16 protein-coding genes are annotated in these 21,631 nt (G+C 62.3%); 3 read left to right on the forward strand and 13 right to left on the reverse strand.

The features are described 5' to 3' along the window. Positions 1-77 precede the first annotated feature (77 nt). From HX783_RS09230 to HX783_RS09240, 3 genes are all read left to right on the forward strand, one after another. A complete protein-coding gene (locus HX783_RS09230; protein WP_177016697.1) occupies positions 78-1,478 on the forward strand; it encodes an aminoacyl-tRNA deacylase and HDOD domain-containing protein in 1,401 nt (466 codons plus the stop codon). A gap of 417 nt (positions 1,479-1,895) precedes the next feature. Then, positions 1,896-2,741, forward strand: coding sequence for a calcium-binding protein (locus HX783_RS09235; RefSeq protein WP_177016698.1), 846 nt, complete (start codon positions 1,896-1,898; stop codon positions 2,739-2,741). Between the two features lie 188 nt (positions 2,742-2,929). After that, complete coding sequence (locus HX783_RS09240; protein ID WP_177016699.1) at positions 2,930-3,697, forward strand: hypothetical protein; 768 nt, start codon at positions 2,930-2,932, stop codon at positions 3,695-3,697. A 60-nt stretch (positions 3,698-3,757) separates the two neighbouring features. On the opposite strand, the gene HX783_RS09245 is transcribed toward HX783_RS09240, so the two are convergent. The 13 genes from HX783_RS09245 to tagH all read right to left on the reverse strand — a co-directional run bounded on the left by HX783_RS09245 (position 3,758) and on the right by tagH (position 21,273). After that, positions 3,758-4,138 carry a helicase gene (locus HX783_RS09245; RefSeq protein ID WP_177016700.1) on the reverse strand — a complete coding sequence of 127 codons (381 nt, stop codon included), beginning with the start codon at positions 4,136-4,138 and terminating at the stop codon, positions 3,758-3,760. A gap of 124 nt (positions 4,139-4,262) precedes the next feature. Next, complete coding sequence (gene tagQ, locus HX783_RS09250) at positions 4,263-5,186, reverse strand: type VI secretion system-associated lipoprotein TagQ (protein WP_177016701.1); 924 nt, start codon at positions 5,184-5,186, stop codon at positions 4,263-4,265. A gap of 84 nt (positions 5,187-5,270) precedes the next feature. After that, complete coding sequence (locus HX783_RS09255) at positions 5,271-6,983, reverse strand: SUMF1/EgtB/PvdO family nonheme iron enzyme (RefSeq protein WP_177016702.1); 1,713 nt, start codon at positions 6,981-6,983, stop codon at positions 5,271-5,273. Continuing rightward, positions 6,976-8,160: an ABC transporter permease gene (locus HX783_RS09260; RefSeq protein ID WP_177016703.1), complete on the reverse strand. Its 1,185-nt coding sequence runs from the start codon at positions 8,158-8,160 to the stop codon at positions 6,976-6,978. The genes HX783_RS09255 and HX783_RS09260 overlap by 8 nt, the downstream gene beginning before the upstream one ends. Then, on the reverse strand, positions 8,160-8,864 hold the full coding sequence (locus tag HX783_RS09265) for an ABC transporter ATP-binding protein (protein WP_177016704.1): 705 nt from the start codon (positions 8,862-8,864) through the stop codon (positions 8,160-8,162). Before HX783_RS09265 ends, HX783_RS09260 begins: the two co-directional genes overlap by 1 nt. Then, entirely contained in the window at positions 8,864-11,851 is a 2,988-nt protein-coding gene (locus HX783_RS09270) for a serine/threonine-protein kinase (protein ID WP_177016705.1), read from the reverse strand. Before HX783_RS09270 ends, HX783_RS09265 begins: the two co-directional genes overlap by 1 nt. Further along, on the reverse strand, positions 11,848-12,567 hold the full coding sequence (locus tag HX783_RS09275) for a PP2C family serine/threonine-protein phosphatase (protein WP_159961053.1): 720 nt from the start codon (positions 12,565-12,567) through the stop codon (positions 11,848-11,850). Before HX783_RS09275 ends, HX783_RS09270 begins: the two co-directional genes overlap by 4 nt. After that, the gene (gene tagF / locus HX783_RS09280; RefSeq protein ID WP_177016706.1) at positions 12,568-13,221 is read right to left on the reverse strand and encodes a type VI secretion system-associated protein TagF; all 654 of its coding nucleotides are present in this window, start codon (positions 13,219-13,221) and stop codon (positions 12,568-12,570) included. Next, complete coding sequence (gene tssM, locus HX783_RS09285; protein ID WP_177016707.1) at positions 13,218-16,718, reverse strand: type VI secretion system membrane subunit TssM; 3,501 nt, start codon at positions 16,716-16,718, stop codon at positions 13,218-13,220. Before tssM ends, tagF begins: the two co-directional genes overlap by 4 nt. Further along, positions 16,715-18,004 (reverse strand): DotU family type VI secretion system protein, encoded by a 1,290-nt coding sequence (locus tag HX783_RS09290; RefSeq protein ID WP_159961059.1) that lies wholly within the window; start codon positions 18,002-18,004, stop codon positions 16,715-16,717. Before HX783_RS09290 ends, tssM begins: the two co-directional genes overlap by 4 nt. 6 nt (positions 18,005-18,010) lie before the next feature. Further along, positions 18,011-19,345, reverse strand: a complete 1,335-nt coding sequence (gene tssK, locus HX783_RS09295; protein ID WP_159961062.1) for a type VI secretion system baseplate subunit TssK — start codon at positions 19,343-19,345, stop codon at positions 18,011-18,013. 18 nt (positions 19,346-19,363) lie between these two features. Then, positions 19,364-19,873: a type VI secretion system lipoprotein TssJ gene (gene tssJ, locus HX783_RS09300; protein ID WP_177016708.1), complete on the reverse strand. Its 510-nt coding sequence runs from the start codon at positions 19,871-19,873 to the stop codon at positions 19,364-19,366. Positions 19,874-19,929: 56 nt separating this feature from the next. Next, positions 19,930-21,273 carry a type VI secretion system-associated FHA domain protein TagH gene (gene tagH / locus HX783_RS09305; protein WP_177016709.1) on the reverse strand — a complete coding sequence of 448 codons (1,344 nt, stop codon included), beginning with the start codon at positions 21,271-21,273 and terminating at the stop codon, positions 19,930-19,932. Positions 21,274-21,631: the final 358 nt, after the last annotated feature.

The raw sequence follows: 21,631 nt of genomic DNA on the forward strand, positions 1-21,631 counted from the left end.
CGCCTGACTCACTTAGTCGACCAACAGTTGTATCAAGCTGGTTATACTTCGTTGACTGTACGCAATTGGATCAGGCCATGTCAGAAGTAGCCCTCGCCACAGCCCCACTGACCGCCCCGCCGGTCATTCGGGCTCTGCTCGCAAAGCTCGCCATCCCCTACACGGAAGTCGCCGAACAGGCTGGCCTGAATCCCGCGCAAAAGGTCCAGGCGGTGCTGCTGGAAGATGCCGTTGGCGCACTCATGGTGCTGTTCCCGCAGAGCCAGTTGCTCGACCTCAACCGCCTCGCCGAACTGACCGGCCGCCGCCTCACAGCGGTGTCACCGGACCGCGTCGAGCGCATGCTGGCCAAGCATGACCTGAGCCTGCTGCCGGGCCTGCCCGCGCTGACCAGCTCGCCGTGCCTGTACGAAGGCAGCCTGCTCAGCGAGCCGAGCCTGCTGGTGCATTCGGGTGAAGCCGGGCTGCTGCTCGAAATCGCCAGCGACGACTTCAAGACCATGCTCACCAAGGCCAGCGCCGGTCACTTCGGCGAGCCCTTGAGCAACATCCGTCCCAACCTCGACCGCCCGAATGATGACCGCGAGGAAATCACCCAGGCGATGCAGGCCTTTACCGCCCGCCGCATCCAGCAACGTCTGGAAGCGACCATCGAGATTCCGCCGCTGGCCGACACCGCGCAGAAGATCATTAAGCTGCGCGTCGACCCCAACGCCACCATCGATGACATCACCGGCGTGGTGGAAACCGACCCGGCCCTGGCCGCCCAGGTGGTGAGTTGGGCCGCGTCGCCGTACTACGCCTCGCCCGGCAAAATTCGTTCAGTGGAAGACGCCATCGTGCGTGTGCTGGGCTTTGACCTGGTGATCAATTTGGCGCTGGGCCTGGCCCTGGGTAAAACCCTGAGCCTGCCCAAAGACCATCCGCACCAGTCCACGCCTTACTGGCACCAGTCGATCTACACCGCCGCCGTGATCGAAGGCCTGACCCGCGCCATGCCGCGCGCCCAGCGCCCGGAAGCCGGCCTGACTTACCTGGCCGGCCTGCTGCACAACTTCGGTTACCTGCTGCTGGCCCACGTGTTCCCGCCGCACTTCTCGCTGATCTGCCGCCACCTGGAGGTCAACCCGCACCTGTGCCACAGCTATGTCGAGCAACACTTGCTGGGCATCAGCCGCGAACAGATCGGCGCCTGGCTGATGCGCTACTGGGACATGCCGGACGAACTGTCCACCGCCCTGCGCTTCCAGCACGATCCGACCTACGACGGGCAATATGCCGAGTACCCGAACCTGGTGTGCCTGGCCGTGCGCCTGCTGCGCAGCCGTGGCATCGGCTCCGGGCCGGATGAAGCGATCCCGGACGCACTGCTTGAGCGTTTGGGCTTGAGCCGTGACAAGGCTGACGAAGTGGTCGGCAAGGTGTTGGATGCCGAGGTGCTGTTGCGTGAGCTGGCCTCGCAGTTCAGCCAGGGCTAACTGTTTCGCCTGATAAACCGTTATCGCAGGCAAACCAGCTCCCACATTCGACCGAGTTCCGCCTTTGGAATGCAGTCATATGTGGGAGCTGGCTTGCCTGCGATGAATTCAACTCGGTACACCTGAATAACCCCCTCAAACCTTCTTCTTTTTCTCCGACTTCAGATACGTGGTCAGCACCGGGCTGCCTTGGAGCTGGATCGATTTGTCCTGAATCGCACCAAGAACACCCGCTAATTATTAGTCGCCTACAAGGTAGGCGAAAGCAACTTTGACACACATACTGCAATGAAAGTCATTAAACCTACATACCTTTGAAACAATGAGAAGCATATAGCGCGGAACGCTCGGAAGTTATCTACCCACATAAGGAATGCAAGTAAACTTTCCTACTAACACAGTTCCGGAATCGCTAAAATGAACTCTATTTCCAACTTAGGCGTAAGTATATATCCGCCACCAACAGCCACCGCACCGTCTATAAATGTGAACGGCACCCTCACCCCTAGAAGAGACGAATATTGGTCTGTACTGGTGATAACGACTCCGGATCCGAAAGCGCCAGTTAACGCTGAAGGGCGTGATTACCATCCTGCTTCCGACATAAAAATTTATACAGGGCACGCGGATGATACGATCGACATAAAAGTTATAAACAACCGAGTTGTTGCCGTCATCAATGGCATCTCGGTCAAGTTGGACATGGATGCGTCTTCCCTGGGTAAACTGCATATAGAAACCGGCGGCGGCAATGATAAAGTAACGATAGCCCCTAACGTAAAAGTGGCTGTAAATGTTGATACCGGGCCCGGTCAAGACACCGTTAATACGGGAGGTGGCTACACTGAGGTACATCTAGGCGAAGGAAACGATAAAGGCAGTCTGGGCCCCGGCGGGGGTGTCTTATACGGTGAAGACGGTGACGACACGATAGAGGGCGGGACTGGCCTTAACTATCTTCTAGGTGGCGCGGGGACCAATACTATAAAAGGCGGTACACCAAGCGATTCAACTCATACCGGGATAGCCGCCGATGGAACAAGGGACAATATCGAGGTTCGCTCCAGCGAAACGTGGATTCAGATCAAGGCCCAATTTACATCAATACGGTTACACCGCGAGTTAGATGTCCGACTCGAAATTTATGAAAGTGCCGGCAATACTGAACTCATCGAGGACAAGGGTTCCACTGGATATGTGGATTACGCACTTCGGAAGGACCCCACTAAGGACCGTCGAATACGCGCAAACGCACCAGGCTAAACACCCCGGCGCGACAGACCCTCGGGGCCTTCACTGCCCCGAGATTACAAGAAATACAACATCCGGAAATGAATAAACCGGAACTACCGCCCTGCACTCAGACACACAGAGTGCGTATGACTTCAGTCGCTCATTGCCAAACCCTTTCTTCACTGGGTACTTACCCTTTTCCTACTTGGAGCCCTCGTATGACGCTTATTTCGCCTTCGATTCCCGCACCTGTTCCTACACCGTACAACCCGCCTACACCCAAGCAGAAACCTGCCGTTAAGATTGTCCACGGTCGTAATTTAAAAGGCCCTGTCGTCAGCATTAGCGTTATCCATCAACGGGCCGACATCAGGATTAAAAAAGACGATAATAACAACGTAGTCGCGTTTATTAACGGCAAACCGTATCCGTTAAATATCCCAAACTCCGAGCTGAGTACGCTCGAGATCACTACAGGCCGCTACCGGGATGATGTAAGGATTGATGACAACGTTAAAGTCTTTGCCAGCATAGAAACAGGACCCGGTGACGATTTTGTACAAACGGGAGGCGGCGCGGCTAATGTGGAAGCAGGCCCTGGTGATGACCACGTACAACTCGGCACGGGTGGAGGGCTCGTACGCGGCGGACTCGGCAACGATAAAATGTTCGGAGGCACTGGCGAGAGCACGCTTCATGGCGGCGACGGAAATAACTTTTTTTCCACCGACATCCCCAAATACTCCCCCAAACGGACTGTAATATACTCATCAGGAACCGAGGACACGATACGTGCTGCCGCTGGCGACGTGGATATTACGGTTTACACTGGCAAGACCAACATTCAAGTAGATAAAACTGTATGGGCCAGCGTTCGCCTTCATGGAAGCTCTAAGCGTAGCAACATCACCATCGAGAGCCAGCCTGAAGAGAAAAAGGTCAGAGTCCAGGGAGAATGGAACAACGCTAATATGATTTATAAATAAAAATGCACTTCCTTGATATCAGGCGCCCGGGGCACGCGATGCCCCGAGCACCGAGAACAACTAACCCACCTTCTTCTTGCGCGGCTTCAAATACTTGGTCAGCCCCTGAAACCAGATCACCAGCGCCGGGTTGCCCTTGATCTGGATCGACTTGTCCTGAATCCCCGTCATGAACGCCAGTTGCTTGTTTTTCGCCTGCATCGTGGCGAAGCCGTAGGCGGCATCCTTGAAGGCGATAGCAAATGCGGGCGCTGGGTGAATACCCGAGCGGCTGGTGATGCGCTGGTCTTTGACGATGAAGTGACGGGCAACCTTGCCGTCGAGGGTCTGCAACTGGAACGCCAGGTCTTTGTCACCCAGCTGTTGCTGAAAGGCAGGATTGGTGCGGCTGGCTTTGCCCATCATCAGGCCCAGCACCCACAGCAGAAGACGAAATTTCATGCACACGGCCTCGGTGTAATTATTAAGTGGCCGCAGCAGTGTAACGATTTGCTTAAAGAACGCCACCGATCTCGCGCTTTAGCAGGAGATCGGCTGGCGTTTAACGCTTATAGCAACATGTTACTTAAACGTTAGGGCAAGGTACCGGCGCCCAGTCGGCGAGGTTTGGATCGCGGCAAGTGCCTTCGATCTGCGCCTTACCGGCGCTGGCGACCTGCTTGCTTTCAGCTTGCTTGGCCTGCACGGTCTGGATGCTCTTCTCGGTGGTCACCGCTTCTTTCGGCACGGTTGGCAACACGGGCTTCTTCGCCGGTTTCACGGCTTTCTTGCCTTTGGCCGGCACCACTGGCGACGTCGTGTCGGCGGTCGCTACCGTCACCACGTCGTTGCGCTGCACACCCACTTGTTGCAGGTCTTTCTCGTAAGCCTGGGTGTAGTTGTTCAGGTCTTCGCTGGCTTTGCCGTTGACCGCGACGATCAGGTCATTCGACTCCTTCAAGCCCGCTACGATTTCCGCCAGGCGCTTGCGGCCTTCGGTGTCGTTGACGGTCTTGGCCTTGCGATCATTCACCAGCTTGGTGAATGCGCTCTGGTAGCACTGCTGGGACGCCTTGGCGTACGCGGTGCTGCGGTCGATGTCGGCGGCGCTTTTGTTGAAGTCGGTGGAGTACGACGCGATGCGCTGGTTGTCATCGGTGATCTGCTTTTGACGCTCGGTGTAGTAACCCGCCGCGCCGCCGGCCAGGGCACCGCCCGCAGCACCGATGGCGGCGTTACGGCCGCGCTTGTCGGAGTCGCCGGTCAGCGCGCCCAGCAGTGCACCGCCGGCAGCGCCGAGGGCCGCGCCGGTGACGACCGACTTGGTCATGTCCGAATCCGTCGCGCGCAGGTGCTGCACCGGCTCGTAGCAGTTCGGGTAGTACTCGACCTTGGTGCTCGACGCGACCTTGGAGGACGGCGACGTGGCGCAACCGGTCAACACGGTGCTGAAACCGGCCGCGATCAGCAGCAGGTGACGCTTGGAAACCGTCTTACGGGAAAAAAGCATAGGTGTGTTCTCTTTTAAGTTTGACTTGCCCAGCACGGCCCACCGCCGCCTGAGTCCCTTCCAAGCTCGCTATACAACCAGCGATCAAGACCGCTGACCGCTCGCTGCGAGCAATTCCTTCAAGATCGTTGCCGGGTCGGCCCGCTGTTGCTTGCGGTAGTTGCCGACATGGCGAACGAACAGTGTTGCGCGCGTCACCAGGCTCTTGCCGAGCACAGGCTTGCGATCCAACTCTTCCTTGATTCGTTGAAACTGCGCCTGGATCACCGCATCGGTGTAGCGCGTGCCGGTGGCCAGGTTGTCGATATAGATCGCCACCGCGCCATCCAGCGCGCTACGGCCATTGGCGATGGCCATGTCAAACAGCTGCGCGCTGGCCGCGTCCTTGTTGTCCAGGGCTTGCTGACGACTTTTCTGCAAGTTGGCCAGGCGGATGTTGTAGTTGGCGATGGTCTCGGCCACCAACGCGGCCGACTGAATCAGGTTGCCCGCCGCTTCTTCGCGTTGCTGGGCGATCAGCGAAACGTTGCGCTTGAGCTCTTCGTTGACCAGCCCCAGCTCGGCTTGCAACTTGGGATCGACACTGGCGGCGATGATGCTGTCCAGGCGCTTGGTCGGGTCCTGGGCGTCGTCGATGGCGTCGGTCAGCGAGGCCAGGCGGCCTTCTTTCTGCCACTGCGCGAACAATTCCTTGTAGCGCGAGCGCGGCGCCGACAGCGCGCCAATCGCCACGCGAAAACCGGTGGTCTCGTTGCTTTGCTCGGTGCCGTCGGCGGCGAACAACGGGTACTCACGGCGCATGCCGGTAAACAGCGTGCCCTCGCCTTCCAGGTAGTTGCCGCCCTTGACCACAAAGCCGCCATAGGTGCCCTGGCGACGCCCGGCGTGCACCAGTTGGAACGACTCCTGAACCATTTCCGCCGCGTTTCCGATCACGTCGAACATGCCAATCGGGTTGGGCAGTTTGGTACCAATCGGCATCAGCCGTGCCGCCTGTCCGGTGCCGCCAGCGACCTGGTTGAACACCGCGTAATCACTCAACGGGCCGTCGCTTTCGCTGCCTTCGACGCGGCGTGGAAACAGCCGCCCTTCGAGGTCCTGACGGCTCACCGCCTGGCCACCGCGCGCGGCGAACTCCCATTCCACTTCCGTCGGCAAGCGCACAAAGCCCAGGCCGCCGTCTTCCGCCGAAGAACCGCGACCACTCACTGGCAGCAAGTCGCGGTGATATTTCATCAACCAGGCGCTGTACACCGCCGAGAAGCGCTCGGCCTCAAAGCGCGACAGTTTCACCTTGGGCAAACGCGCGGCCATGCCGGTGGGCGCATCGCACGCCGGCGCCGGCTCGCCACTGGCCAGCGACTGCGCCTGGGACATCACCTGGGCGTACTGGCGTGCGGTCACTTCGTACTTGCCGATGAAATACAGCATCGGCTTGAGCGGGGTTTTGGCGTCGGTCTTCGGCATCAAGGGCGCGATGACGGTGTTCCAGTCTTTGGGCAAATCCTTGAGGGTGAACTGGCCGTTGATAAAGTCGCGGCGGTAGCCGGAAATAAACGACTGCTGATAACCGGCCTCGCCTTCGCTGAACGGGTAGCCGAGGCTGATCTCGCGGTCATCCAGGGTGCCTTGAGCCAGCACGTAAGCGTAGCGGAACACCATGTTGCCGTCGCACGGCAGCGGCAGGCTCACGTCATCCGGCAACGGTTTGGGGTTGTCGAGTTTGTCGCTCGCCTCATCCGCCCACGCCAGCGAAGCCAAGCTCAGCGCCACGCAGGCGCCCAGTAACTTATACATCTCTGATTCCTTCAGAAGCCTGGATACGCGCCACTCGCCAACCGCCACAAGCCGCCGCCACGGCGCTGACGCCAAGGATTGCAACCAGGGCCAGGCCGTAGTGACGTGCCAGCAGGTGGCTGGCGTATTCACCCGGCACCTGCACAAATAATTTATTCAAACCCGCCTCGGCCACGCCATACAACCCGGCACTGAGCACGGCGGCAACGCCTGCGCTGTAAAGCGCTTGCAGCACCACAAACAGCAACAGCCCGGCGGTGGAAAACCCCAACAACCGCAACACCGACAACTCTCGGCGCTTGCGCGCCACGGCCGCCAACGCCCCCGCGAAGATCGCCGCAAACGCGCCCGCCAAGGCCAACCCGGCGATGATCCAGAACACGATCGACAGGTTGCGGCTCAACGACTGCACCTGGGCGATGGTGTTGGCCTGGGTCGACACCAACAGGTTCTGCCCGGCAAAAAACACCCGCAACGGTTCCACATCGGCGAGGCTGCGGGCGTACAGACGAAACGCCGGGTACACCCGCTGCTCTGTCGCGCCGACCGCCTCACCTTCCCAACCCAACGCCGGCACTGCACGGCCATCGCGATAATCTTCCGCCGCTTCCAGCAAGCCCAAATCAGCAAACAAACCGTCACGCGCAAACGCTTCCAGTGGCAGCACCGCCATCACCTGCAACCGCGTGCGCTGGGCTTCGACGCGCCCCGCCACTTGCCGCGCAAAGTGGGTCTCCAGCCAATCGCCCGGCCGCGCCGCGAGCTTTTCCGCGGCGGTGTGGCTCAGCACGATCTGGTCCAGGCCGCGAGGCATCGGCAAATCCACGAGCAACGGATCACCCGGCGCCGTTGGTAGCATTTCCAGAGTCAGCGTGCCCACTTGCGCCGTCGCCGCAATTTGCCGTGTACGCGGCACGGCAAAGGCTACATCGCTACGCTGGGCAAGCTGCTCGATAAACGCCGCGTTGAATCGACCACCGCCCAACGGAATAATTTCACGGGTGGCCGGGTCGGTCTCCAAGCGTTCGGTCAAACTGCTAACCAGTCCAAATTTCAGCCCGAATAACACCAGCAATGGCGCGATGACGGCCACCAGCGCCAGCACCGAACAGGCCGACAGCCACGCATCGTTGCGGTAATCCTGCCAGGCCAGCGACGCCACCAGGCCGATACGCATCAGCACACCTCCCCGAGCGTAGCGGTGACGCCGCCATCGGCGTCGCGCCGGCAACTGATGCGCCGCACCTGCAAGCCACTGGCGCGGGCCAAGGGTTCGTCATGGGTGGCGATCACACAGGCCGCGCGGTGCTCACGGGCCTGGGCCAACAGCGCCTGCATCACGCGCTCAGCATTCAGCGGGTCCAGCGACGCGGTCGGTTCATCCGCCAATACCAATTGCGGCGCATGGGCCAAGGCGCGGGCGCAGCTCACGCGTTGGCGTTGGCCCACCGACAGCGCCGCCGGTTTCTTGGCCAACTGATCGCTGATTTCCAACTGCTCGGCCAGGCGCGCCACGCTGCCGTCGTCCTTCAAACCCAACAACTGCCGGGACAATGCGATATTGCTGCGCACATCAAGAAACCCCAGCAGGCCGCCGGTTTGCAGCACATAGCCCAGGTTTTTGCTGCGCAACTCGGCCAAGGTGGATTGCCGATCAGCACGCCACAGCCCGCCGATATCAACCTGATCAAACTCAAACTGGCCAACCTGATCCGGCGCCAGCACCAGCGCCAGCACATCGAGCAAAGTACTTTTGCCGCAGCCACTGGGCCCGACAATCGCCAATTGTTCACCCGCGCGCAGTTGCAGCGCCGGAATCACCAGGCTGTAGCGCTGGCCGCCGACGCCGCGGCTTTTGTGCACTGCGCTCAGGTTCAGCATTACGGCAGCGTCGACAAAGGCACGCGGTACAACGCATCGCCCGGCTCGGCATCGCCGAATCGGACCCAGTTGGCCACGTCATTGTGGAAGGTTTCGTAGAGACGAATTTTCGAATCCAGCTCGTCGATAAAGTCTTCCTGCTCGGCCACGCTCAACGACAACCACAAGTCCTGGGTCATGTTCAGCGACTTGCTGCGGTACGGCAGGCCTTCCAGGTATTCGCCGAGGATGCCGCCATCGGCGAGGTTGCCGCCCTTGCGCAGTGCTTGCGGGTCGCGGCTCATGTACGCCGAGGCGCTGGCGATTTCCTGGAAGAAGTCCTTGGGCGAGGTCTGGGTTTTGCGTGCGGCGTCGACGATCAGCTTCAGCGACTGCTGCAGATCGTTGAGCTGCAATTTAGTCAGCATCACGCACACCTGAAACGCCGGCAGTGCCGGGTTGGTCAGGTCGCGGTCGGCGGTCCAGGCGCTGACCAGTTGCGGCGCCTGGCTGGCGGTTTTGCGGCCGAGGAAGTCCATGTGCATGGCGTAACCGACGGCGGCGGACTTGTCGGCCAAGGTCGGCGCGGCGCTCAACAGCGGCACCGGCTGTGGCGTGTTGCTGCGCACCTGGTGCACGAGGTTGGCGAACACGCTGCCGATCTCGTCGACACGCTCACCCAGCTTGCGCACGTCGCCACCCGGCACCGGCGTGTAGAGGTCGCCGATCTGCGGGTTGGTGTCGGCAGTCAGCACGCGGTACTGGGTTTCGGCACCGGCGTGGGTTTTCTTGCCGGCGTCGGTGCGCAGGTGCAAGGCGTAGATCTTGATCTGCTTGCCCAAGGCGGCTTGGCGCACTTCGGCTTCGTTCATTTGCGTGGCGGCGAACGGGTCGTTCTTGCGCAGCGCCCCCGCGTCGGTGACCAGCAGAATAATGCGCCCGCCGTAGCCGGACCAATCCATGCCATCCACCGCCTGCATCACCCCGGCAAACGCGTCTTCGTTGAACGAGTGGCTGGACACGGTGGAGGCTTTGACCTGGCGTGCCATGTCGAGGAAGCGTTGCGGATCGCGGCCTTGATCCAGGGTGATCAGCGTCTTGGCGACGTATTCCAGGCCGGGGGTTTTCTTGATGCTGTTGCGAAAGCCCACCAGGCCGAAACTGACGCTGTCCAACTCGCCGCGCTCGGCGATGCGGGTCTGCAACTCGTGCACCACATCGCGGACCTGGTCGATGTAAGGCTGCATCGACACGGTGGTGTCGACCACCAGCACCACGGCAGTGCGGAAGGCGTCGGCGCTGGTGTTGGTCGCGCGGGCAGTCGGCTTCGCAGCAGCGCTGCTGCCGGGATCGATAGAGGCCACATTCAGCAACTGCACCGGTTGGCCGTTTTCGTCGAAGCTCTCTTTGGAGTCGAAGATCGGCAGCAGGTAAAACTGGTTCTGCGGCACGGCGCTGGCCGTCGGTTCCAGCGCCAGCACTTGCTGATTGTCTTCGCTGTTCTTCTGCGCCTTGGCCAGCACGCCTTTGGCCGCCGCAGGATCAGCCAACAGCTTTTCCACCTCGCTGGATTGGCGCAGGAACATCACCGGCGCGCGGCCCGAGCGCTCGGTGAACTTGAGCACCAAACTCTGCTTCCAGTCGCTGACCTGGGCGGCCGGCAGCCAGCCATCACTGCGCCCATCGGTGGCGGCGCCGACACGCACCCAGGGGCTGCCATCGACGTCTTTGCGCTGGTACACGTAGAGCACCGAAAACGCTGGCAGCGCTTCGCCGGAGGCACCACCGGCGTCATGGGACAGCTTGGCGCCCGGCTTGCTGAGCACGCGCTGGAACAGAGTTTTCTTGCCCGCCATCAGCAAGGGCCGCTGGCCGCCGTCCGCATCGGCCACAGCCGTTTTTACTTCAGGGGGCGCGGGCGTTTTTGGCACCACCGCAGCGGGCGGTGCCGCCGGCGTATCGCTACCGCTCAGCCACCAATAACTCGCACCACCAATGGCCAGCGCGACAGCCACCGCGACCGCAGCCAGAGCCAACACCGGCCCACGACGCTGCTCCGATACGGCGTTGTGTTGGGTTGGCGTCACCACCGGCTGGCGCACCGGTTGCGGCTGGGGCTTATCGGTCGGAATCTCGATAGACACCGGCGTCATGCCCGCCAGGTCAAAACTCAGCGGAATCGGCAACGGCCGCACCAGCGTAGCTTCCGGCGACTCCGCCGGCAGTTGGTCCAGCGCGCGCAGCAACGCCGCCGCATCCGGGAAACGTTCCGCCGGGTCTTTGGCCAACAGCTTGCGCAGCACGTCCTGATAACGGCCGTGGTGCACCGGCAATTCGGGCAGGGGTTCGGTCAAGTGCGCAAGCGCCGTGGAAAGCGCATCGGTGCCGGTGTAAGGCAGCTTGCCGACGAGAATTTCATACAGCACCACGCCCAATGCGTAGAGGTCGGCGCGGCCATCAATCTCCTGGCCCCGCGCCTGTTCCGGGCTCATGTAGCTCGGCGTGCCCACGGCAAATCCGGCCTGGGTGAACTGGGTGCGGTCATCCAGGGACTTGGCGATGCCGAAGTCCGACAACACGGCGGTGCCGTCGGCGCGGAACAGAATGTTCGCCGGCTTGACGTCACGGTGCACCAAGCCTTGGGCATGCGCATAGCCCAGGGCCGAAGCGATCTGGCGGATCAGCGTCACGCCCTGCTCCGGCGTCAGCCCGGCGGCAATGCGCTCTTTGAGCGTGCCGTTGGGCAGGTATTCCATGGCCATGTAATACAGCTCACCGACATTGCCGATGTCATGGATGGTCACCGTGTGCGGGTGCGACAAGCGCGCCAGGGTCTTGCCCTCACGCAGGAAGCGCTCGCAAAAACTCGGGTCGGCCGCCAGCGCGGCAGCCATCACTTTCAAGGCCACCTTGCGCTCCAGCGAGCGCTGGGTCGCCAGGTACACGCTGGCCATGGCGCCTTCGCCGATCTCGCCTTCGATGTCATAACCCGGAATCACGATGTTCATGGCGAAACCTTCACGACAATGGCGGTGATGTTGTCCGGCGCACCTCGGTTGAGGCCCAGGTGCACCAGGCTGCGCACGATTTCGTCCGGCGCGTCATGGCCCAGCACCTCGCGGATTTCATGGTCTTCGACGGTTTTGTTCAGGCCATCGCTGCACAGCAGATAGCTGTCACCGGGGGCGATCAGCAAATCGACCACCGACAGTTCCAACTGGGCTTCCACGCCTATCGCGCGGGTGACGATATTGGCGCGCGGGTGCACGCGGGCATCGGCCTCGCTGAGCAGGCCGCTGTCTTGCAGGTCCTGCACGTAGCTGTGGTCGCGGGAAATGCCTTCGAGCACGCCGTCGCGCAGGCGGTACAGGCGGCTGTCGCCAGCCCACAAACACACGCCACGCAGGCCGCGTGCGGCCAATACCACAACCGTACTGCCCATCATGGTCACGCCACGGTTGGCGGTTTCTTCGCGCACGGCCGCGTTGATGCGCAACAGGTCATTGCGCAAGGCCGCCGAGTATTCGTCGAGGGAACGCCCCACCGGCACATTGCGCAGGCTGTCGACGATCAAACTGCTGACGTAGTCCCCCGCCGCATGCCCGCCCATGCCGTCGGCCACCACCCACAGGCGGTTCTCCGGCAGGTCCAGGCACGCGTCTTCATTGACCTGACGGACCATGCCCACATGGCTTTTGCTCGCGGATTTGAACGTCGACCCCATCTACATCATACCTTCTTGTCCGAGCAAAAACTGCGCAAAATCGCCGGCGGCAGGCAAGCCCTGACACCGCAATAAACCAGGGGAAATCACCTGCGAGCCACGGCCCCACCACAGGCTCGCGCCCTCGCAGGCCTGTTCGGCGAGCGCGGTCATGCGGCTGTGGGGCACGGTGGCGGCCACCCGCTGCAGGCCAGCAAAACGGCTGTCCACCGCGCGTTGCTCACTGGCCGGAATGCCGAGTTTGTCGACGCCATCGTTGAAGCCTTCAAAGGTCGCGCCGGCATCCAGGGTGCTGAGCAGCAGCTCTTCGGCCTGCTCGAACCAAGTGTCCGGCCCGCCGACCAGCGACGCCGGGTTGGTGTCGTGATCGAGCAACGCCACCACCGCCAGCGGGAAATACCGCCCGACCCGGTCAATGCTCGGCATCACCACACCCGCCGCCGCATCCGGCCCGCACACACCCGGCGCCAGCACGAAGCGCCACAACGGGCTGACCAAATACACGTTGAGCCAGTCACCGCCGAGGCTGTTCTGGCTGGCAAGCAAGCCCGCCGCCAGCCAGCTGTCCCACGGGCCGATAAAGCTCTGGGGCAAGGCGCGGCTGACAAAGTCACCGCGGCTGGCCAACTTGCCGTAGAAACCCAGCGTGGTCATAACCGCTCCGGCAGGCTGAAGCCGCTGAGCACACGGCTCTTGAACGGGTTGAAGGCGCTGTTGGCGCGCAACTCGTAGGCGATGCTCGCGCCGTCGACCCGCAGGCGCAGGTTGAAGCGGTCCGGCGAGTTGCCGGCGGTGAGGTCCGACTGTTCCAGCAAGCGGAACCAGGCCCACGGGCCGTCCAGGGTCACGCCGGAACGGCCACTGGCCGATGGCGGCATGATCGAAATGCGCACCACGCCGATGCTGCCGGGGTTCGGCCATTGCATGGCCACCGGGCGGCTTGGGCCGTGGTCGTAGCTGATTTGCTGGCCGTCCAGGTCGAGCAGGAACTGGGTGATGGTCGGGTCCATCGACACCGGTTTAAGCTCGAAACGCACAATCGGCTGAGTCCCGCCCGATCGAAAGAACGCGTCACGAATCGCCGCCGCGCGCTGAAAGGTTTGCAACACGCCCGGCGCAATCCCGAGCTTCTGCGCAGCGCCCGGCTGCCAGCGCCAGGTCTGCGCGGAGGTGTCGACGTAAGGCTGCAAGTACTTGCGGAAGTAGTTGTCCATCACCCCGCCGACGCCGAAGAACTGACCAAAGTCGTCCAGCGTGGCGTCACGCGCGCTGCCCGGCGCCATCGGGTAACGCCCGGCCAGGGACTGACGGTACACGTTGACCACTTCGCTGACCCACGCCGCGTTGAGTTGGTTGCGCACGCCGCCCATCATGCTGTTGGTGGTGGAATTGACCACCGACTTGACCATGCCCTGCACCAGCGGCGGCTGGCGTTCGGCGTTCAGGCTGACCCGCGTGGCCGCCGCCGCTGCCTGGTTCTTCGCCTCGCCGAGCAAGGCATCGCCACTGGCGCCGACCATGGCGCTGACCTGCACATACAGCGCGTTCATGTCCGCCAGCAGGCCATCGATGGCAGCCGGTTCGCCTTCATTCTTGCTGACGATGCTGTTGAGTTCGGCGAAGTGCGCGGTCACCGGATCGTCTGCCGCCTGCGGTGCGTTGGCGGTCGGTTGCTCCTGGCCAAGCAGGCTGCCAAGGCGCTCCTTGAGTTTGTCGACACCCCCTTCCACCGGCACACCTTTGGCGGCCAATTGGCGTTCTTCGGCTTGCAGATCGGTTTCCTTGGAGACGGCCACCAGCAGCTTTTTCAGCGGCGACGTAGGTCCGGAAATCACCCGCAGCACATCCGCCGCCTGAGCCACGCTGGTGATCGGCACGAAGTCGATGTCGGCAAGCAGCGCGTCCCACTGGCGCTGGTAATCCTGGAAGTACAGGCGGCGCACATCGGCGGCGAGGCTGACCACGTTCTGCTGGTCGGCCTGCTCACGGCCCAGCACCCATTGCTCTTCGGCGAGGGTGCCGGTCTGGTTCAGGCTGCTGAGCAGGAATGCCTGGCGATAACCCTTGGCGGTGAAGAACCCACTCAGTGGCTCGCCCAACGGCTTGCCACTTTTGCGGCTGAACACCAGCGCAGCGTCGCGGCCGGCAGCTTCGTTAATGCGGAAGTCCGGGACACCTTCGGGCAGTTTCTGGCGTTTTACCCGGTCGTAGACGCGCTGGGCCACCGGCAGTTGTTGCAGCTGCCGACGCAGGTCGTCGATCAGCCGTGGGTCGAGGCGTGCGTTCGGCGGGTGGCGTTCGAACAGCGCCTGCAAGTGCCCGCTCAACGCCTGGCGCTGATCGGCCGGCAGGTCGCGCGGCAGGTTGCGGTCCCAGTCCAGGGCGATCCAGGCCTTGATGAAGTCCGGGTCGTAATGCTCGGCGTCGGCGAGCATCAGGTAGGCCTTGAGACCTTCGTACAGGAAGTCGGAATTGCCGCCGCCGTGCAGTTGTTCCTCGATGCGCGTCACCAGGCGTGGCGCGAATACGGCGATCAACAGCTTGCGGTAGACGCTGGCGGACTCGGCTTCAAGCATGTCGCCTTGGTACAGGCCCAGGCCTTCTGACCAGCTCGGCGAATCACCCGCGAGGTTCTTCACCGCATTCAGCAACGGCAGCACAGCCAGTACTTCGCGCTGCGCCGGGCTGAGGTTCTGCACGGTCTGGCCCAGCGGCGCGACCTTCTGATCGACCTGGGCGATGTACGCCTGGTTGGCGCGGTAACTCACCCACCATAAACCGCTGACCACCACCACCAACGCCACGGTCGCGGCCAGCACGCCGCGTGCGATCCATTTGCGCCGACGCTCGACCTTCGGGTTCACACCCACCAGCCCACGTTCGGCAAAGGCCACGGCGGTGAACAGTTTTTCGATGAAATAACTGCGCCCGGTGCCGCTCTGGCGCGCCAGGTGCTGGCGGTCCAGATTCATGCTCTGGGCCATGGCGCCGATCAGGCGATCAATCGGGCTGCCTTCCTGGGTGCCACTGGTGAAGTACACGCCGCGCAGCAACACGCGCTCTTCAAAGGCGTTGGGTTTGAACACACCTTCGAGGAAGCCTTGCAGGCAATCCTTCAAGGCGCCGAATTGCTGCGGGAAACCGTAGATCAGGTCGCGCCGGGCCGGGTCGCGCTCCTGTTGCAGGCGCTCCACCAAGCGTTCGTTGAGGCGCTGCTCCAGGCCGGCGAATTCGCTTTGCAGCGTCGCCAACGGGCTGTCGCTGTTTTTGCCGTCGTCCAGGGCAAAGGTCATGCCCCATACCTGGGCGCGGTCTTCCTTGCTCAGGTTGTCGAAGTACTCCATGAAGCCCGGCACCAGGTCGAGCTTGGTCAGCATCAGGTAGATCGGGAAACGCACGCCCAGCTGGGTGTACAGCTCCTGGATACGCAGGCGAATCGCAGCGGCATGGGCGGCGCGCTCGGCATCCGTGCCGAGCAGCAGATCCGACAGGCTAATGGCGATAAACGCGCCATCGATCGGGCGGCGCGAACGCTGCTTTTTCAGCAGGTCAAGGAAGCCCAGCCACGCGGCTTTATCCACCGTGGAGTTGCTGTCTTGCGTGGTATAGCGGCCCGCGGTGTCGAGCAAAACGGCTTGGTCGGTAAACCACCAATCGCAGTTGCGCGTGCCGCCGACGCCGCGCACCGCACCGGCGCCCAGCTGCGCGGCCAGTGGGAAGTGCAGGCCGGAATTGACCAGCGCGGTGGTCTTGCCCGAACCCGGCGGGCCGATGATCACGTACCACGGCAGCTCGTAGAGGTTGCGACGCTCATCACCGCCGAGCTTGGCCTTTTTCAGCAATGCCAGGGCTTCGTCCATGCGCTGGCGCAGGGTCGATAACTCTTCGGCAGTGGCGACGCTGTTGGGATCGACCGGGGTTTCGGCCGCCAGGCTGCGCATCACTTCGGCAGCCTGGCGCCGGGCCTGGATAATGCGGAACACGCGGTAAGCGATCCACACCGCAAATACCAGGATGATCAGCGCCCAACGGCGCCCTTCCGGCACCAGAAAGTCGAGCAACGGCCCGACAAACCAGATGATCAGGCTCAGGGCAATCAGGCCCAGCACGGGGATCACCCAGCGAATCATGAAACTGAAAAACGCCTTCACTCGACGCCCTCCGCCAATACGGTGATTTCAACCCGACGATTGCGGGCACGGCCTTCGGCAGTGGCGTTGGTGGCCACAGGCTCGGTGTCGCTTCGGCCTTCGGCGCTGAAGCGCTCCGCCTGGCCGGTCTTGGCTGCCAGAATCTCCAGAACCGACTTGGCGCGGGCTTCGGACAGCGCCCAGTTGGACGGGAAGCGCAGCGTGGCAATCGGGCGGTTGTCACTGTGCCCAGTGACGCGCACCTGGCCCTTGACCTTGCGGATGGCGTCAGCGATGCGCAGCATCAACGGCTGGTAGTCATCGACGATGCTGGAGCTGGCGGACGCGAACAGCTCATCGCCGCGGATCGTCACCACAGAGCGGTCGACCTTGTCTTCCACGGCCACGCGGCCTGCCTTGATGTCTTCCACCAGGAAACCGGCCAGGCGTGGCCGCTCTATGACTTTCGGCTGCGCCACCGGCCGGTCGATGGCCTGCACCGGAATCTCGCCCAGGGCATGGATGTTCTTGAACACCGGCTCGGCGTCCGAGGCCAGCTTCATGCGCAAGCCGAACAGCAACGCCAGCAGCAACGCCAGGCCGATGGCCACGGCGATCCACGGCGGCATGAATTGCGCCAGGCGATCACGCGCCACGGTCACGCCGCGCCAGTGCGGCGACAGCTCGCGCTCGTGTTCGCCACGCGCACTGCGAATGGCGGCGGCGGTGCGTTCACGCAAGGCTTCCAACTGGCTGCGACCGTCATTCATCACGCGGTAACGGCCCTCGAAACCCAGGCACATGCACAGGTACAACAGCTCCAGCAAATACAAACGCTCGCGCGGGCTTTGCAGGCAGTGGTCGAGCAACTGGAAGACTTTTTCGCCGCCCCAGGCTTCGTTGTGCACGGTGATCAACAGGCTCTGCTTGCCCCAGTCGCTGGTGCTGCCCCACGGCGTACTGAGCACCGCTTCATCGAGCGCGGTGCACAGCGCGTAACGCGCCAGCAGCACTTCATTGCGCGCCACGCCAGCGGCTTCGGCGCGCTCTTCGAACTGGCGCAAGTAAGCCAGCAACTGCGCGCGCAGGCTGGCCGGTGCCGGGTGCGCGATGGTGTTGCGCAGGCGCGTCAACAGTGCCAACAGCGGGCCGGCGGCGCTTTCCAACGGGTTGAGGCCTTGGCTTTTGCCGGTCAGGATCGGCGCGGCCGGCATCGATAAAGGCGCCGGTTCTGCACGCGCAGGTTCCGGCGCACGGCCACCCGGGCGCGGCATGAACTGGGTGCGGTCATCATCATTGGGATGCATCGCGGATTATCCTCGGATCGCCCAGAAGGCCAGGTTCAAGCCCGGGAACTGCCCGGCGATGTGGAAGGCAAAGCCACCGGAGTTGTTCAGCTGTTGCCAGTACTCGCTGCCACGGTCCAGTTCGTAATAGGTGCTGCCCGCGTGGTACGGGATCTGGCGTGGCGCCACCGGCAACGGCAACAGGCCAATACCCGGCAGTTGCAGGTTGACCATGTCGCGGATGTGTTCCACCGAACCGACTTTGCTCTGTTGGCCGAAGCGCGCGCGCAGGGTTTCGCCGGGCACATCGGCGCGCACCACGAGGATGAAACTGGCGCTGTCGAGCAGGGTTTTGTCGGCGAGCATCGCCACGTGGATGCCGTAGGCTTTCTCCACAATCGGGATCGGCGTGGCTTTGCTGTCGATCAGCATCGACAGCGCTTCACGCAAGGCCGCCATCACCGGGGCGAAACTCAAGGCCAGGTCGTCGTGCTGGTAGTGCGGGTATTCCTGGGGGCGCCGACCCGAAGTCGAGAAGGTGGAAAACTCGCCGGCCAGGCTCACCAGCTCACTGAAGAAACGCTCCGGGTGCAGCGGGCTCAACTGGCTGAAATGCTGGAGCAGCGGCTGCGCGCGGTTGACCAGTTGCAGCAGCATGAAGTCGGCAATCTCCGACGCACCACCGGCACCCGAGGCGACCACACGACCGGCCAGGGCTTCGCCACGCTGGTGCAGCAGGCCGAGCAGTTCGCTGCGAAAGGCGGTCAGCGGTTTGCTGGCGGCCACGTCGAGTACCGGTGGAATGTAAGTGTCGTCGAGCACCAGCGCGCGGTCGGCGCGTTTTTCCTTGATGCGCACCAGGCCAATGGCGGCGTAATCGCTGATGCCATCTTGTGCCGTCAACAGGCGCAGCGCGCGCGAGCCCACGGCTACCGGCGCGCGGTTTTCGAAGGGGGCATTGTCATCACGGACTTCGCGCACCTGGCTGACATAACGTGCGGCGCCGAGGTCTTCGCCGTCGTCTACCGTGTCACGCGCGCCTGCACGCTTGAGCGGCAAGGCCAGGTAGACCAGGCCGTCGCGCAGGTTGTCGTCGATATTCAGCGGGCTCGGCGCCAGGTCATCCTGGGGAATATTGAACGGCGTGCCATCCGGCAACAGGCCGCGCGCCGACACGATGGCCAGCTTGCCCTGGGCCAGCAGGCCCTGGTCAATCAACAGCTCGGAAAAACCCCACGCGCCGGCAGACAACGGGCGGCTGCGGGCGTCGATCAGGTTTTCCAGGTAACGGTCATGCTGCTGGAAGTGCTGCGTTCCGATGAACATGCCTTCCGACCAGACCACGCGATTGTTCCAGGACATGGGGGCTCCGATTGCTTCTTATTGGGCAGGGCTGGATGGGGGAACCACGACGTCAGCGCGCACCGCGCGCACATCGAGGCTGATCTGGTATTCGGTGTATTGGCGCGCCGGTACGGTGAGCACCGTGCGCCATTGCGCGCGGTCCAGCTCGCGGTAGCCCACCAGCAAGCCGATTTGGCGCGTGGACGGGTCGAGGTCGCGTTTGATACTCAGTTGCTGGCCGGGCTGGACCATCACTTCGTCCTGGTCGAGCAGGTCCAGGCCGAGGGTGGATTGCGCGCGATCAGCCAGTGCGAAGTAGTCGGAGCGGCTGAAGGTGGCGGCGTTTTTCAGCTCGAAGATGCGCACCCGCACCGGGGCGGCCTGGCCGTTGGCGCCGGGGTTGAGCCCGGCAATGGCGTGAAAGTGCAGCTCGACGGCGGCGGTGTCCGCCTCGGCTTGCGCGGCGGCCTCGGGTTTGACGGCATCCTTGGCACACGCCGTCAGCAGCAGCGCGGTGGCGGCTGCGAGTAAAAACCTGGGAATCATCCTGCGTCCTCAATGACGTACTTAGCTATCCGTTTTATCCATTACTGCGTCGCGCTTTAACGACGCTGTCGTGCGCTGTGTTCTTCGTAGGCGCGACTGAATTCGCGACCAAACAAGTCCTGGAAGTCCTCTTGGGCTTCGCGGGAAATATTGCTGTAAAGCTCGGTGAACTGCTGCCAATACTGGGCCTGGCGCGAGCCGTTGAACAGGCTCGACAGCCCGGCGGGCTTGCCCATGCGCTCTTCCAACTGTGCCGGCTCAAAGCGCGTGAGCAGGTGTTTGATCGCCGCCTCCACACCAGCCATTACCGCCAACTGATGGGCGCGCAGGTCGTCGAAACTGTCGCGCACGGCGATGTCCGGCGCCATAAACGCTTGGTTTCCATGACGAAGCAACAGCAGTAAGGCTTCGTCGGCATTCGGTGCGAATTTCAACGGGTTGTTTTCGGCAGGCTGGATCATCGTCTGCTGCATGCGGAACTCGCCCTTGAGGCTGGCGCGGGCACGCAATACGTCGATCAGGCCTTCGACCATCAGCCGGTAGCTGCGGCCGATGCTTTCCATCTGCGCGCAAGCGTCGGCTTTGTCGAGGCGCAGTTGGTCGAGGCCGGCGCCGCGCAGGAAGGCTTGCAAGAGGTCGGGCTGTTGGCTGTCGACCACGGGGGGCACGGGCTCGACCACCGGTGGCGGCTGGACGACGGGCGGCGCAGGCGGCGGTGCGACGGGTGTCGGAATGCTGACAACGGGCGCAGGCGTGTCGCCAAACAGGTCCCAGTCTTCAGGAATGACTGAGCCCGACACCACCGGATTCTCGACTACGGGCACGGCGACCGGGGTTGGCGGGCGGAAGTCGTGCTGCTCGGAGGGCACGTGGTCTGCCACGGTCGGTGGTGGCACGGCTGTCGGCGTGAGGAAGTCGAACAGGTCGGGCAGCGTGTCCATCGACGAAGCACCCTGAAACTGCGGCGCGATCACCGGCACAGGCGCTGGCGCTGGCGTGTTCGCCACTGCGCCCATCAGCGCTTCAAAACTGTTCGGCGAATCACCGGTAAACGGCTGGCTATCAACGGCTTGCACGTTGAAGTCGATGCGCGCCTGGATTTCGTAATCGCCGATGCGGATCAGCTCGCCATCTTGCAGCAGCTCGCTGTTGCCTCGGCGCATACGAATGCCGGCGTTAACCAGTTCCACGCCGTTGGTGCTGTTATCGGTTAAATAATAACGGCCATCTTTGTATTGAATAACACAGTGTTGCGAAGAAACCAGGCGCTCCGGATCAGGCAACACCCAGTCATTATCCGAGCTGCGGCCGATAGCCATCGAGCCCTGATTCATGGACTTTTCGGGGCACTGCCCAGGGGTAATCTTGTGATAACTAGTGATAGTCAAACACAGCGACATCTTGCCTCCTTGCTGATACTTCGCGCGCAGTCGACTCCCGGGACGACAGTGCCCGAGAGATCCCCACCAGGTCGTGCAATCGACCTTCACAACCTGCTTTTGTCAGCATGATCGCTGATCTTAACGGGGCTCCATGACAAAAATCCTGTCCCGGTGCGCCACTCGACCCACCAGTCGCGCAGGTTGTTAAGCACCGCACATCTGTCACAGAGGGCGAATAGCTTACCTTGACAACGCGTAACTACTACACCAAAAATGCACAACTTCTTGAACATCAGTGATGTCACATTAGTGGCACTCTGACTATATGACCAAGAAAACATGCAAAGTTCATTGCGCAACTAATGCATGCATTGCC

Source organism: Pseudomonas sp. D2002 (genome assembly GCF_013385735.1).
Classification (GTDB): Bacteria; Pseudomonadota; Gammaproteobacteria; order Pseudomonadales; family Pseudomonadaceae; genus Aquipseudomonas.